The organism is Streptomyces sp. DSM 15324 (assembly GCF_001514285.1).
In the GTDB taxonomy this organism is placed as follows: Bacteria; Actinomycetota; Actinomycetes; order Streptomycetales; family Streptomycetaceae; genus Streptomyces.
Window position 1 is genome coordinate 128,274 of the sequence record NZ_KQ949035.1, and the last position, 12,180, is coordinate 140,453.

Genomic DNA, 12,180 nt, shown 5'->3' on the forward strand with positions numbered 1-12,180 from the left:
CGTGACCGCTGGGGTCACGGGGGCCTCGGGCGACTGCGCCGATCGAGTGGTGATCAGCCCTTGCGGGCCTTGATCTCCTCGGTGAGCTGCGGGACGACGTCGAAGAGGTCACCGACGATGCCGTAGTCGACGAGGTCGAAGATCGGGGCCTCGGCGTCCTTGTTGACGGCCACGATGGTCTTCGAGGTCTGCATGCCGGCGCGGTGCTGGATGGCGCCCGAGATGCCGTTGGCGATGTACAGCTGCGGCGAGACGGACTTGCCGGTCTGGCCGACCTGGTTGGTGTGCGGGTACCAGCCGGCGTCCACCGCGGCGCGGGAGGCGCCGACGGCCGCGCCGAGGGAGTCGGCGAGGGCCTCGATGACGGCGAAGTTCTCGGCGCCGTTGACGCCGCGGCCGCCGGAGACGACGATCGCGGCCTCGGTCAGCTCGGGGCGGCCGGTCGACTCGCGGGCCGTGCGGCCGGTGACCTTGGTGCCGGTCGCGGCGGCCGAGAAGGTGACGGCGAGGGCCTCGACGCTGCCGGCGGCCGGGGCGGCCTCGACGGCGGCGCTGTTCGGCTTGACGGTGATGACCGGGGTGCCCTTGGCGATGCGGGACTTGGTGGTGAAGGACGCGGCGAACACCGACTGGGTGGCCACCGGGCCCTCGTCGCCGGCCTCGAGGTCGACGGCGTCGGTGATGATGCCGGAGCCGATGCGCAGCGCCAGGCGGGCGGCGATCTCCTTGCCCTCGGCGGAGGAGGGGACCAGCACGGCGGCCGGGGAGACGGCGGCGACGGCGGCCTCCAGCGCGTCCACCTTCGGTACGACGAGGTAGTCGGCGTACTCGGAGGCGTCGTGCGTGAGGACCTTGACGGCGCCGTGCTCGGCGAGCGCGGCGGCGGTGTTCTCGGCCCCGGCGCCGAGCGCGACGGCGACGGGCTCGCCGACGCGGCGGGCCAGCGTCAGCAGCTCCAGGGTCGGCTTGCGGACGGCACCGTCCACGTGGTCGACGTAGACGAGGACTTCAGCCATGGGATTGCTCTCCTGCGAAACGAAGTTGAGGGGCGGTCGGCGTGTCGAGCCTTAGATGAACTTCTGGCTCGCGAGGTACTCGGCGAGCTGCTTGCCGCCCTCGCCCTCGTCCTTGACAATCGTGCCGGCGGTGCGGGCCGGGCGCGCGGAGGCGTCCTCGACCTTGGTCCAGGCGCCCTCGAGGCCGACCTCCTCCGCCTCGATGTCGAGGTCGGACAGGTCCCAGGCCTGAACGGGCTTCTTCTTGGCCGCCATGATGCCCTTGAAGGACGGGTAACGGGCCTCGCCGGACTGGTCGGTGACCGACACGACGGCCGGCAGGGAGGCCTCGAGCTGCTCGCTCGCGGCGTCGCCGTCGCGGCGGCCCTTGACGGTGCCGTCCTCGACGGAGACCTCGGAGAGCAGGGTGACCTGCGGGACGCCGAGGCGCTCGGCGAGCAGGGCGGGTACGACGCCCATGGTGCCGTCGGTGGAGGCCATGCCGGAGATCACCAGGTCGTAGCCGGCCTTCTCGATGGCCTTGGCCAGCACCAGGGAGGTGCCGATGGCGTCGGTGCCGTGCAGGTCGTCGTCCTCGACGTGGATCGCCTTGTCGGCGCCCATCGACAGCGCCTTGCGCAGCGCGTCCTTGGCGTCCTCGGGGCCCACCGTGAGAACGGTGATCTCCACGTCGTCGTCGGAGTTCTCGGAGATCTGCAGCGCCTGCTCGACGGCGTACTCGTCGAGCTCGGAGAGCAGACCGTCCACGTCGTCCCGGTCGACGGTCAGGTCATCGGCGAAGTGCCGGTCGCCAGTGGCGTCGGGCACGTACTTCACAGTGACAACGATCCTCAAGCTCACGCCGGCTCTCCTACTGCATCGTCAGTTCTCGGCTGCCTTCTTTCAGGCAGCATAGGCGCCACAAGCGGCCGATCCCGTTCGGGGCGGCCTGCGCCCCGAACGAAATATTACTCGTCAGTACACCCAGTTCCTGCCCACTAAGCAAGCGCTTTGAACTGTGACCTCTGCAACGCAGCGTAACCGGAACTCGACGGCTTCGCAGGAGAGCCCGGCAGTGATCAATCCCGCAGAGCGGTGAAGCGGCCCTGGTGGTAGAGCAGCGGCCGGCCCGCGCCCGCCGGGTCGCCGAGGACGACCTCGGCCAGCACGATCCGGTGGTCCCCGGCGGGGACCCGCGCGACGACGCGGCACACCAGCCAGGCGAGGACGTGGTCGAGGACGGGGACGCCCTCGGGGCCCTCGCGCCAGGCGGTGGGATCGGTGAAGCGGTCGGCGCCGCTGCGGGCGAAGGTGGCGGCCAGCTCCTGCTGGTGCTCGCCGAGCAGGTGCACGCCCACGTGCTCCGCCCGGGATATCGCGGGCCAGCTGGAGGCGCCCGTGCCGACGCCGAAGGAGAGCATCGGGGGTTCGGCGGAGACGGAGGTGAGGGAGGTGGCGGTGAAGCCGACCGGGCCGGAGGTACCCGCTGCGGTGATCACGGCGACTCCCGCGGCATGCCGGCGGAAGACGGAACGCAGGAGGTCGGGGGAGGCGAGCTGGGCGGTGCCGAGGTCGGGCGAGGCCGTCATGGAGTTGTCGTCCTTCTGGGGTGAGCGGCGGCGGGAGGGTCCGGGGGCTGTCAACGGCCCGGACAGCGCGCGCTCGCGGTACGGACGAGGTCGACGTGGACCCGTCCGTGGAGAAGGAGTTCCTCAGGCATGGGCTCAGGCTGACGACGGGTGGCGTGTCCAGTCAAGTACGTTCCGCGATCTGAAAGGTGCCTCACCCTCACCTGTCGGCAGGTCACACGGCCTCCCCCAGGGCGGCGATGACGTCGGCCCTGCGGGGCTGCCCGGTGGCGCGGCGCACGATGCGGCCGTCGGCGTCGAGGACGAGCACGGTGGGGGTCTTGAGGATGTCCAGCTCGCGGACGAGGTCCAGGTGCGCCTCGGCGTCGATCTCGATGTGGGTGACGCCGGGCACCATGTCCGCCACCTCGCCGAGGACCCTGCGGGTGGCCCGGCAGGGCGCGCAGAAGGCGCTGGAGAACTGCAGGAGGGTGGCCCGCTCCCCCAGTTCGCCGCCGAGCCGGCCGGCGTCGAGCCGCTTTCCGTCGTCGCGCCCGCGCACGCGCACCCTCCCGCTCCGCCGCCGCTGCAGCACGCCGTAGGCGCTCGCCGCCGCGAGCACCGCCACACACACCACCACTCCGGTCATCAGATGCTCCAGCGTTCATGAGACTGCAAAGATTCCCTGCACCAAGAATCGATTCTTCTGAGGAATGCTCGATCCATGGACATCGATGTGAGGGGCCCCCGGTTCGGGGCCGCCGTCACGACCGTAGTACTGGCGGTCGTTCTGGTGACCGGCAGTGTGTGGCTGCTGGCCTGGCAGACGGTGGCGTTCGCGCTGGGCGCCGCGGGCGGGGTGGGGCGTTCGCCGTACGGCTGGGCGTTCCGCAGGATCGTACGGCCGCGGATCGGGCCGCCGACGGAGTTCGAGTCGCCGGAGCCGCCGCGGTTCGCTCAGGCGGTGGGGCTGGTCTTCGCCGCCGTGGGACTGGTGGGTCTGGCCCTGGGCCCCGGCTGGCTGGGGCTCGCGGCGACCGGTGCGGCGCTCGCGGCCGCCTTCCTCAATGCCGCTTTCGGGTACTGCCTGGGCTGCGAGTTGTACCTGCTCGTACGGCGGGTGACGGTGCGCGCGCAGTAAGGGTGACTCGAAAGGCCGAGGTGGGTCACGGGGCGGAGTGACGAGGATCTCGTCGTCGTGGGGCACGGGGACTGGCCCCCCGGCCGTTCTTCGGGCACGATCTGCGGGATGCCGTAAACCTACGGCAGCGTAACTTTGCCCGAGGGGAACCCCCGCCCGGGCAGAAGGAAGGGTCCGCGCCGCCCATGGCAGAGCTTGTCTACCGTCCCGCCGTCGGCCTCGCCCTGACGTTGTTCAAGGTCTGGGATCTCAAGATCGACTGCAAGGGGTCGGAGAACATCCCGCGGTCGGGCGGTGCCGTGCTGGTGAGCAACCACATCAGTTACCTCGACTTCATCTTCGACGGCCTGGCCGCACTCCCGCAGAAGCGGCTCGTTCGTTTCATGGCGAAGGAGTCGGTGTTCCGCCACAGGATCTCCGGTCCGCTGATGCGCGGGATGAAGCACATCCCGGTGGACCGCAACCAGGGCGAGGCGGCCTACCAGCACGCGCTGGCGTCGCTGCGCTCGGGCGAGATCGTCGGGGTGTTCCCCGAGGCGACCATCTCCCAGTCGTTCACGCTGAAGAGCTTCAAGTCGGGTGCGGCGCGGCTCGCGCAGGAGGCGGGCGTCCCGCTGATCCCGATGGCCGTGTGGGGGACGCAGCGGCTGTGGACGAAGGGCCACCCGCGCAACTTCAAGCGCAGCCACACCCCGATCACCATCCGCGTCGGCGAGGCGATCGAGGCGTCCAAGGACAAGTACGCGGGCGCGATCACCCGTCAGCTGCGCGAGCGGGTGCAGGAGCTGCTGGAGGCCGCCCAGCGCGCCTACCCGGTCCGCCCGAAGGACGCCGACGACACCTGGTGGATGCCGGCACACCTGGGCGGTACGGCGCCGACGCCGGAGCAGGTGAAGGCGGCCGAGGCCCACTGACGGCGGCCGGCAGGCCCGTCAGGTCAGCTCGGCCGGGAGCGTCCGCCACAGGGACGCCCGGTCCGGGGCGGCCCTGAGCGCGTCCAGCACCGCCGGGTGCGGTGCCGCGTAGAGCGTCGGATGGTCCAGCTCGCCTTGCTTCCGGTCCGGGAGGAAGGCGAGCTGTTCGCCGTCCAGGGAGAACCGGGCGTCGATCCCCGGTTTGTTGCCGCGCGGGTCCTGGCGGTGCCAGGCGCCGTGGAAGCGCACGGCGACCAGCCCATGGACACAGTGCCCCGCGCCGTCGTCGTGCGCGAGGCGTTGGTAGCACAGCGCCGTGGGGATGTCCTCGGCCCGCAGCAGCGCGGTGAGTGCGTGGGCCTTGGCGTAGCAGATACCCGTGCCCTGCTCCAGCACGTCGGAGGCGCGCCAGGTGACGCGCGGATCGCCGGAGTCCTGGGAGTGGGGGATGGTGTCGCGCACGAACTCGAAGGCCAGGCGCGCATAGGCATACGAGTCCGTCGCGCCCTTGGCGAGCCGTGCGGCGGTCTCCCGGACGAGCGGGTGATGGTGGTCGATGACCTCGTCGTCGGCCAGGTAGGCGGACAGGTCGGGGTTCTCCTGGATCAGCTCCATGATCGGAGAGCATAGAAACGCGATCACCCGATCGTCAATACTTTTTCGGGTGACCGCATATCTATGCATCAATCCCTGCGGGGACGCCGCTAGTGCGCCATCTCCTCCTTGACCGCGGCGACGAACGCGTCCACGTCCTCCTCGGTCGTGTCGAAGGAACACATCCAGCGCACGTCGCCCGCGGCCTCGTCCCAGAAGTAGAAGCGGAACCGCTTCTGCAGGCGCACGCTCACCTCGTGCGGCAGCCGGGCGAACACGCCGTTGGCCTGGACCGGGTGGAGGATCTCCACCCCGTGCACCGCGCGCACCCCCTCGGCGAGCCGCTGGGCCATCTCGTTGGCGTGCCGGGCGTTGCGCAGCCACAGGTCCTTCGCGAGCAGCGCTTCCAGCTGCACGGAGACGAACCGCATCTTGGAGGCGAGCTGCATGGACAGCTTCCGCAGATGCTTCATGCGGCGGACCGCGTCCTGGTTGATCACGACGACCGCCTCGCCGAACAGCGCGCCGTTCTTCGTGCCGCCGAGAGAGAGGATGTCGACGCCGACCGCGTTGGTGAAGGTCCGCATCGGGACGTCCAGGGAGGCCGCGGCATTGGCTATGCGGGAGCCGTCCAGGTGCACCTTCATGCCGTGCGCGTGGGCGTGGTCGCAGATCGCGCGGATCTCGGCCGGGGTGTAGAGGGTGCCGAGCTCCGTGCTCTGGGTGATCGAGACGACCTGCGGCATGGCGCGGTGCTCGTCCTCCCAGCCCCAGGCCTGCCGGTCGATCAGCTCCGGGGTGAGCTTGCCGTCGGGGGTGGGGACGGTGAGCAGTTTCAGTCCGCCCATCCGCTCCGGAGCACCGCCCTCGTCCACGTTGACATGGGCGCTCTCGGCGCAGATCACCGCTCCCCAGCGGTCGGTGACCGCCTGGAGCGCGACGACGTTGGCGCCCGTGCCGTTGAAGACCGGGAACGCCTCGGCCGTGGCCCCGAAGTGGCCGCGCACGATCCGCTGGAGGTTCTCCGTGTAGTCGTCCTCACCGTAGGCGACCTGATGGCCGCCGTTGGCCAGGGCCAGGGCGGCCATCACCTCCGGGTGGGCCCCGGCGTAGTTGTCGCTGGCGAAACCGCGGACCTCCGGGTCGTGATGGCGACGGGCGTCGGTCTTCGGGGGGTTCACGGCTTCTCGGTGAGCCACAGACGCTGTCCGTTCACTTCGGGGGCGGGCTTCTCCCAGACACCGGCGATCGCCTCGGCGAGGTCCGTGACGTCGGTGAAGCCGGCGAACTTCGCGTTGGGCCGGTCGGCACGCATCGCGTCGTGCACCAGTGCCTTCACCACCAGGATGGCGGCCGCGGAGGTGGGCCCCGCGGCTCCCCCGGCCTTGTGGAAGGCGTCCGCGAGGGCCAGGGTCCAGGCCTCGGCGGCGGCCTTGGCGGCGGCGTAGGCGGCGTTGCCCGCGGTGGGCTTGGACGCGCCGGCGGCGCTGATCAGCACGTACCGTCCGCGCTCGCTGCGCTGGAGCCCTTCGAAGAACGCCAGCGACGTGTGCTGCACGGTCTTGACGAGGAGGAGCTCGAGGAGGTCCCAGTCGTCCAGTCTGGTCTTGACGAACGTCTCGCTGCCGCGCCAGCCGCCGACGAGGTGGACCAGTCCGTCGACGCGGCCGAAGTCCTTCTCGACGCGCGCCGCCCACTCCTGGGTGGAGCCGAGGTCGAGCAGATCGACGGTGTCGCCGGTGACGGTGGCGCCGCCGGCCTCGTAGCGGGCGTGGTCGACGGCCTCCGCCAGGCGCTCGGGGTCGTTGTCCGAGCCGACGACGGTCGCGCCCGCGCGGGCGAGCCGAAGCAGTGCGGCACGGCCGGCGGGTCCCCCCGCTCCGGCCACCGCGATCACCGCACCGTTGAGAGCGCCGTTCCCCATCCTTGCCTCCTGCTGAGCGGTGTCCGTACGGTCGCTCACGCGGCGACCCTCTCGGCGCTGTCCGCCGTGATGCCCTTGGTGGAGGCGATCACGTGCTTGAGCTTCTTGGACAGTGCCTCATAGAACATGCTCAGCGGAAACTCGTCGGGAAGCACGTCATCCACGAGTTTGCGCGGCGGCTGCGAGAGATCCAGGGCGTCGGGGCCCTTGGCCCAGCGGGAGCCGGGGTGCGGGGAGAGGTAGGTGGAGACCAGCTCGTAGCCGGCGAACCAGTGGACCAGCTTGGGGCGGTCGATGCCGTCGCGGTACAGCTTCTCGATCTCGGCGCACAGCTCGTTGGTGACCTGCGGGGCGCGCTGCCAGTCGATGTGCAGCTTGTTGTCGGTCCAGCGGACGACCTCGTGCCGGTGCAGGTAGGCGAAGAGGAGCTGGCCGCCGAGGCCGTCGTAGTTGCGGACGCGCTCGCCGGTGACCGGGAAACGGAACATGCGGTCGAACAGGACCGCGTACTGCACGTCACGGGCCTGCGGGACGCCGTCGGCCTCGAGCTTCACGGCCTCCTTGAAGGCGGTGAGGTCACAGCGCAGCTCCTCCAGGCCGTACATCCAGAACGGCTGGCGCTGCTTGATCATGAAGGGGTCGAAGGGCAGATCGCCGTGGCTGTGGGTGCGGTCGTGGACCATGTCCCACAGGACGAAGGCCTCCTCGCAGCGCTTCTGGTCGTGGACCATGGCCGCGATGTCCTCGGGGAGTTCCAGGCCCAGGATGCCGACGGCGGCGTCGGTGACCCGGCGGAAGCGGGCGGCCTCGCGGTCGCAGAAGATCCCACCCCAGGAGAAACGTTCCGGCGCCTCGCGGACGGCGATGGTCTCCGGGAAGAGCACGGCCGAGTTGGTGTCGTAGCCGGCGGTGAAGTCCTCGAACTTGATGCCGCAGAACAGGGGGTTGTCGTAGCGGGTGCGCTCCAGCTCGGCCAGCCAGTCCGGCCAGACCATGCGCAGCACGACCGCCTCCAGGTTGCGGTCCGGGTTGCCGTTCTGCGTGTACATCGGGAAGACGACCAGGTGCTGGAGGCCGTCGGCGCGGTTCGCGGCGGGCTGGAAGGCCAGCAGCGAGTCGAGGAAGTCCGGTACCCCGAAGCCGCTCTCGGCCCAGTGGCGCAGGTCCTTGACCAGGGCCCGGTGGTAGTCGGCGTCGTGCGGGAGCAGCGGGGAGAGCCGCTCGACCGCGTCGATCACGTCCCGTACGGCCCGCTCGACCTCGGGGCGCTCTGGGGCGCCGACGGCGGTGAAGTCGACCGATCCGTCCTTGGACTGCCAGGGGCGGATCCGCTCCACGGCATCCTTGAGCACGGGCCAAGCCGGGTGCTCCACCACCCTGATGCCGGGAGGAACCTGCTCCCCCGTCGCCGCCTGCACAAGAATTTCCGTCATGTCCCATCCTCCACGGGAGAACCTCGCGTATGGACACCGTATGCATACGAGGTTTGCCTCAGCAAGTGGGCCTACCGAAAATTATTCTGCGCATGCTGGGTTTCACGTGAGTTTTTCCTGTCCGACATCCCAGGAGTGAGTGGTTCCGCTCAGAGCGGGTACAGGGTGCGACCAACGGCGCCTACACGTGTCCATGACGAACCCGGGCCGTTAGGCTGCGGTTCTGCGCACCCGCTCGTCGACGGAAGCGAGTCCCGTCTTGAACTTCGTCACCATCGGTCATCGCGGCGTCATGGGTGTCGAGCCCGAGAACACCCTCCGCTCGTTCGTGGCCGCCGAGGCGGCCGGCCTCGATGTGATCGAACTCGATCTGCATCTGAGCAAGGACGGCGCCCTGGTGGTGATGCACGATCCGGATGTGGACCGGACGACCGACGGCACGGGCCCCATCGCCGATCTGACGCTCGCGGAGCTGAAGACCCTGGACGCGGGGCGCGGGGAGCGGGTGCCGGTGTTCGAGGAGGTCCTGGACGCCGTGGCGCTGCCGCTGCAGGCCGAGATCAAGGACGTGCAGGCGGCCCGGGCGCTGGCCGAGGTGCTGCGCGAGCGGGATCTGGTGGGCCGGGTGGAGGTGTCCTCGTTCCACGACGAGGCGGTGGCCGAGATGGCCCGGCTGGTGCCCGGGGTGCGCACCGCGCTGATCGGCAGCCGTTTCGGGATCGACATCGTTTCCCGGGCCGCGGACGCCGGGGCCGCGACCGTGTGCCTGAACCTGCGGCGCCTCACCCTGGAGATCGTCGAGGAGGCCCGCAGACGGGATCTGCGGATCATCGGCTGGGTCGTCAACACCCAGCACCAGTTGCGGCTGGTGCGCGCGCTGGAGCTGGACGGCGCGACCACCGACTACCCGGAGATCAGGCGCACGGGGCGCTTCACCGCGTGAGGGGCGTCAGGACAGCGGCTTGATCAGCAGCTCGAACTGGAGATCGGCGCGCTGCGGGATGCCGAAGCGCTCGTCGCCGTAGGGGAAGGGCGTCATCCGTCCGGTGCGGCGGTAGCCACGGCGCTCGTACCAGGCGATGAGGTCGTCGCGTACGGAGATCACGGTCATGTGCATCTCGGCGGCGCCCCAGACCTCGCGGGCCTGCCGCTCGGCCTCGGCCAGGACGATCCGGCCGAGGCCGCCGCCCTGGGCCGTGGGGCTGACCGCGAACATGCCGAAGTAGGCGTGGTCGCCGCGGTGTTCGAGCTGGCAACAGGCGACGATCCGGCCGTCCCGCTCGACGGTGAGCACCCGTCCGTCGGCCGACCCGATGATCTCCCGGACCCCCTCGGGGTCGGTGCGCTGCCCCTGGAGGATGTCCGCCTCGGTGGTCCAGCCCGCCCGGCTGGACTCCCCGCGGTACGCCGACTCGACCAGCGCGACCAGTTGGTCCACGTCGGCGTCGGTGGCGTCACGGAAGGTGGGTGCGGTGTCGGCGGTGGTCTCCATGCGGGCGGCGGCGGTCTCCATGCGGGCGGTCTCCGGTGTGTGGCACGGCTGGGACTCGGACGAGGGTATCGCCACCCGCTCCCGGCCCGTCCGGCCGCTCGGCACGGCGCCAGGCCCTAGGCTCCCGACGCATGGTGCACGTACTCAGCAGCCGGATCCTTCTCCGCCCCACCGACCCCGAGCGCTCACGCGTCTTCTACGGCGAGCAGCTCGGCCTCGGGGTCTACCGCGAGTTCGGTACGGGGCCGGAGCGCGGGATCGTCTACTTCCTCGGCGGTGGCTTCCTGGAGCTCTCGGGGCGCGCGCAGACACCGCCGGACCCCGCCGTACGGCTCTGGTGGCAGGTCGCGGACGTGACGGCGGCGTACGAGGAGCTGCGGGCGAAGGGGGTCGCCGTGGCGCGGGCGCCGGTGAAGGAGCCGTGGGGGCTGGTGGAGATGTGGATCGAGGATCCGGACGGGACGCCGATCGTGCTCGTGGAGGTGCCGGAGGATCATCCGATCAGGTACCGGCCGGGTATCTAGGCCGGCGCGACCCGGAGCCGCGGGACGGCGGCGCACCGTGCCCGTCGAGGCGGCCGCGTCGAAAGCGTGCGCGGATGCCGGGGCGGCAGGGCGGGCTTAGCGTGCTGGAGGGGCCTCCTTTTCCTGGAAGGAACGTCATGAAGCTCGACGCACCGGTGCCCGGCGGGCCCTGCTGGGCCGAGCTGGGGACCAGTGATCCTGAGTCGGCGAAGCGGTTCTACGCGGAGCTGTTCGGCTGGCGTGCGCAGACGGACCCCCGGCAGGAGGCCGGCGGCTACACCGTCGCGCACCTCGGCGAGGCGGCAGTCGCCGCACTGACCCCCCTGTACCAGAAAGCGCAGCGGTGTGCCTGGAACGTGTCCTTCGCGGTGACCGACGCCGATGTCAGCGCGCGGCTGGTCACCGAGGCCGGCGGCAAGGTGCTGGTCGGGCCGATGGATGTCTTCGACACGGGCCGTTTCGTGGTGGCCCTCGATCCGGGCGGGGCGGTGTTCCAGCTCTGGCAGGCGCGGGCCTTCCCGGGCGCGGGGCTGTTCAACGCGCCCGGCTCGCTCGGCTGGGTGGAGCTGCTGACCCGTGACCCGGACCGGGCGGAGACCTTTTACACCACCGTGTTCGGCTGGACCGTGACCTCGTCGGAGAACTATCTGCAGTGGGGCGTCGGTGGCGCCGACTTCGGCGGCATGGTCAGGATGGACGAGACGTTCCCGCCCGAGGTGCCGCCGCACTGGCTGCCGTACTTCGTGGTGGCCGACGCGGACGCTTCGACGGCCACGGCGACGGCGGCGGGCGGCACCGCGCCGGTGGAGCCCATGTCGGTGCCCGACGGCCCGCGGATCGCCGTACTGCGGGACCCGCAGGGCGCGGTGTTCGGGGTGTACCGGGCCGGGGAGGAGGGCTGAACCCCGGCGTCAGGCAGGCCGGTTGACGCCTCAGGCGCGGACGGTGCGCATGTGCCCCTCCAGGCGGCTCAGCAACTCGCCCAGGAGTGCGGCCAGTTCGCCTTGGCGGTCGCCGTCGAGGGCGGACAGCACGGCCCGCTCGTAGGCGAGTTGCTCGGGGAGGACGGCGTCGACGACCTCGCGTCCGGCGTCCGTGAGGCTCAGGTGGGCGACGCGGCGGTCCCGGGCGTCGCCCCGGCGTTCCACCAGGCCGCGTTCGGTGAGCTGCTTGAGGCGTTTGGTGACGGCCGCCCCCGAGGAGAAGGTCTCGCGGGCCAGGTCGCCGGGGGTCAGTTCATGGCCGGTGCGGCGCAGCGCCCCGAGCAGGTCGAACTCGGGGCGGCTCAGGCCCGCCCGGCGCAGCGGTGCGTCCTCGGCCTGCTGGAGCAGGGCGGCGCAGCGGTTGACACGGCCGATGATCTCCATGGGACCGGTGTCGAGGTCGGGCCGCACCGCCTGCCACTGCCCCACCACCGACGCGACGGTGTCGCTCCCCGCCCCGTCCCCGGCCGCCGCTGGTCCCCGCGTCGCCGTCATCGCCGTACACCCTCCGCCGTCGTGGTCGCGTCCTGGTCCGGGGGCGGTCCCCGGTGCCGTACCGTCGCGGCGAGCGTACGGCGTCCGGACCGTCCGGCAGCGACGACCCGCTCCTCG

The 12,180-nt window shown here is 70.9% G+C and carries 15 protein-coding genes; 5 read left to right on the plus strand and 10 right to left on the minus strand.

Annotated elements, in window-relative coordinates; translation table 11 throughout:
* Positions 1-53: 53 nt before the first annotated feature.
* The 4 genes from AQJ58_RS33330 to AQJ58_RS33345 all read right to left on the minus strand — a co-directional run bounded on the left by AQJ58_RS33330 (position 54) and on the right by AQJ58_RS33345 (position 3,212).
* Complete coding sequence (locus tag AQJ58_RS33330; RefSeq protein ID WP_067256916.1) at positions 54-1,016, minus strand: electron transfer flavoprotein subunit alpha/FixB family protein; 963 nt, start codon at positions 1,014-1,016, stop codon at positions 54-56.
* A gap of 51 nt (positions 1,017-1,067) precedes the next feature.
* Complete coding sequence (locus AQJ58_RS33335; protein WP_067256917.1) at positions 1,068-1,856, minus strand: electron transfer flavoprotein subunit beta/FixA family protein; 789 nt, start codon at positions 1,854-1,856, stop codon at positions 1,068-1,070.
* A 218-nt stretch (positions 1,857-2,074) separates the two neighbouring features.
* The gene (locus tag AQJ58_RS33340) at positions 2,075-2,584 is read right to left on the minus strand and encodes a flavin reductase family protein (RefSeq protein WP_067256919.1); all 510 of its coding nucleotides are present in this window, start codon (positions 2,582-2,584) and stop codon (positions 2,075-2,077) included.
* A 214-nt stretch (positions 2,585-2,798) separates the two neighbouring features.
* Entirely contained in the window at positions 2,799-3,212 is a 414-nt protein-coding gene (locus tag AQJ58_RS33345; RefSeq protein ID WP_067256920.1) for a TlpA family protein disulfide reductase, read from the minus strand.
* A gap of 75 nt (positions 3,213-3,287) precedes the next feature.
* On the opposite strand from AQJ58_RS33345, the gene AQJ58_RS33350 reads away from it, so the two are divergent.
* Together AQJ58_RS33350 and AQJ58_RS33355 are read left to right on the plus strand one after the other, a co-directional pair.
* Entirely contained in the window at positions 3,288-3,704 is a 417-nt protein-coding gene (locus AQJ58_RS33350; protein ID WP_067256922.1) for a DUF4395 domain-containing protein, read from the plus strand.
* A gap of 185 nt (positions 3,705-3,889) precedes the next feature.
* A complete protein-coding gene (locus AQJ58_RS33355) occupies positions 3,890-4,618 on the plus strand; it encodes a lysophospholipid acyltransferase family protein (protein WP_067256924.1) in 729 nt (242 codons plus the stop codon).
* 18 nt (positions 4,619-4,636) lie between these two features.
* On the opposite strand, the gene AQJ58_RS33360 is transcribed toward AQJ58_RS33355, so the two are convergent.
* From AQJ58_RS33360 to AQJ58_RS33375, 4 genes are all read right to left on the minus strand, one after another.
* A complete protein-coding gene (locus AQJ58_RS33360; protein WP_067256926.1) occupies positions 4,637-5,233 on the minus strand; it encodes a transglutaminase-like domain-containing protein in 597 nt (198 codons plus the stop codon).
* A gap of 89 nt (positions 5,234-5,322) precedes the next feature.
* On the minus strand, positions 5,323-6,393 hold the full coding sequence (locus tag AQJ58_RS33365) for a threonine aldolase family protein (RefSeq protein WP_067256928.1): 1,071 nt from the start codon (positions 6,391-6,393) through the stop codon (positions 5,323-5,325).
* The gene (locus tag AQJ58_RS33370) at positions 6,390-7,136 is read right to left on the minus strand and encodes an SDR family NAD(P)-dependent oxidoreductase (protein WP_067256929.1); all 747 of its coding nucleotides are present in this window, start codon (positions 7,134-7,136) and stop codon (positions 6,390-6,392) included. The genes AQJ58_RS33365 and AQJ58_RS33370 overlap by 4 nt, the downstream gene beginning before the upstream one ends.
* 35 nt (positions 7,137-7,171) lie before the next feature.
* Positions 7,172-8,569: a DUF6421 family protein gene (locus tag AQJ58_RS33375; protein WP_067256931.1), complete on the minus strand. Its 1,398-nt coding sequence runs from the start codon at positions 8,567-8,569 to the stop codon at positions 7,172-7,174.
* A 259-nt stretch (positions 8,570-8,828) separates the two neighbouring features.
* Here AQJ58_RS33375 and AQJ58_RS33380 point away from each other — a divergent pair, with 259 nt between their 5' ends.
* A complete protein-coding gene (locus AQJ58_RS33380; RefSeq protein WP_067256932.1) occupies positions 8,829-9,512 on the plus strand; it encodes a glycerophosphodiester phosphodiesterase in 684 nt (227 codons plus the stop codon).
* 6 nt (positions 9,513-9,518) lie between these two features.
* On the opposite strand, the gene AQJ58_RS33385 is transcribed toward AQJ58_RS33380, so the two are convergent.
* The gene (locus AQJ58_RS33385) at positions 9,519-10,061 is read right to left on the minus strand and encodes a GNAT family N-acetyltransferase (protein ID WP_067257139.1); all 543 of its coding nucleotides are present in this window, start codon (positions 10,059-10,061) and stop codon (positions 9,519-9,521) included.
* 131 nt (positions 10,062-10,192) lie between these two features.
* On the opposite strand from AQJ58_RS33385, the gene AQJ58_RS33390 reads away from it, so the two are divergent.
* Both AQJ58_RS33390 and AQJ58_RS33395 read left to right on the plus strand, forming a co-directional pair.
* A complete protein-coding gene (locus tag AQJ58_RS33390; RefSeq protein WP_067256934.1) occupies positions 10,193-10,585 on the plus strand; it encodes a VOC family protein in 393 nt (130 codons plus the stop codon).
* A gap of 137 nt (positions 10,586-10,722) precedes the next feature.
* On the plus strand, positions 10,723-11,487 hold the full coding sequence (locus AQJ58_RS33395; RefSeq protein ID WP_067256936.1) for a VOC family protein: 765 nt from the start codon (positions 10,723-10,725) through the stop codon (positions 11,485-11,487).
* A 30-nt stretch (positions 11,488-11,517) separates the two neighbouring features.
* Here AQJ58_RS33395 and AQJ58_RS33400 read toward each other — a convergent pair whose 3' ends face one another.
* Positions 11,518-12,063, minus strand: coding sequence for a MarR family winged helix-turn-helix transcriptional regulator (locus AQJ58_RS33400; protein ID WP_067256938.1), 546 nt, complete (start codon positions 12,061-12,063; stop codon positions 11,518-11,520).
* Positions 12,064-12,180: the final 117 nt, after the last annotated feature.

Coding starts and splice junctions, on each gene's coding strand:
- AQJ58_RS33330 (WP_067256916.1), bottom strand. CDS start 1,016: ATGGCTGAAGTCCTCGTCTACGTCGACCACGTGGACGGTGCCGTCCGC.
- AQJ58_RS33340 (WP_067256919.1), bottom strand. CDS start 2,584: ATGACGGCCTCGCCCGACCTCGGCACCGCCCAGCTCGCCTCCCCCGAC.
- AQJ58_RS33345 (WP_067256920.1), bottom strand. CDS start 3,212: ATGACCGGAGTGGTGGTGTGTGTGGCGGTGCTCGCGGCGGCGAGCGCC.
- AQJ58_RS33350 (WP_067256922.1), top strand. CDS start 3,288: ATGGACATCGATGTGAGGGGCCCCCGGTTCGGGGCCGCCGTCACGACC.
- AQJ58_RS33355 (WP_067256924.1), top strand. CDS start 3,890: ATGGCAGAGCTTGTCTACCGTCCCGCCGTCGGCCTCGCCCTGACGTTG.
- AQJ58_RS33360 (WP_067256926.1), bottom strand. CDS start 5,233: ATGGAGCTGATCCAGGAGAACCCCGACCTGTCCGCCTACCTGGCCGAC.
- AQJ58_RS33370 (WP_067256929.1), bottom strand. CDS start 7,136: ATGGGGAACGGCGCTCTCAACGGTGCGGTGATCGCGGTGGCCGGAGCG.
- AQJ58_RS33375 (WP_067256931.1), bottom strand. CDS start 8,569: ATGACGGAAATTCTTGTGCAGGCGGCGACGGGGGAGCAGGTTCCTCCC.
- AQJ58_RS33385 (WP_067257139.1), bottom strand. CDS start 10,061: ATGGAGACCACCGCCGACACCGCACCCACCTTCCGTGACGCCACCGAC.
- AQJ58_RS33390 (WP_067256934.1), top strand. CDS start 10,193: ATGGTGCACGTACTCAGCAGCCGGATCCTTCTCCGCCCCACCGACCCC.
- AQJ58_RS33395 (WP_067256936.1), top strand. CDS start 10,723: ATGAAGCTCGACGCACCGGTGCCCGGCGGGCCCTGCTGGGCCGAGCTG.
- AQJ58_RS33400 (WP_067256938.1), bottom strand. CDS start 12,063: ATGACGGCGACGCGGGGACCAGCGGCGGCCGGGGACGGGGCGGGGAGC.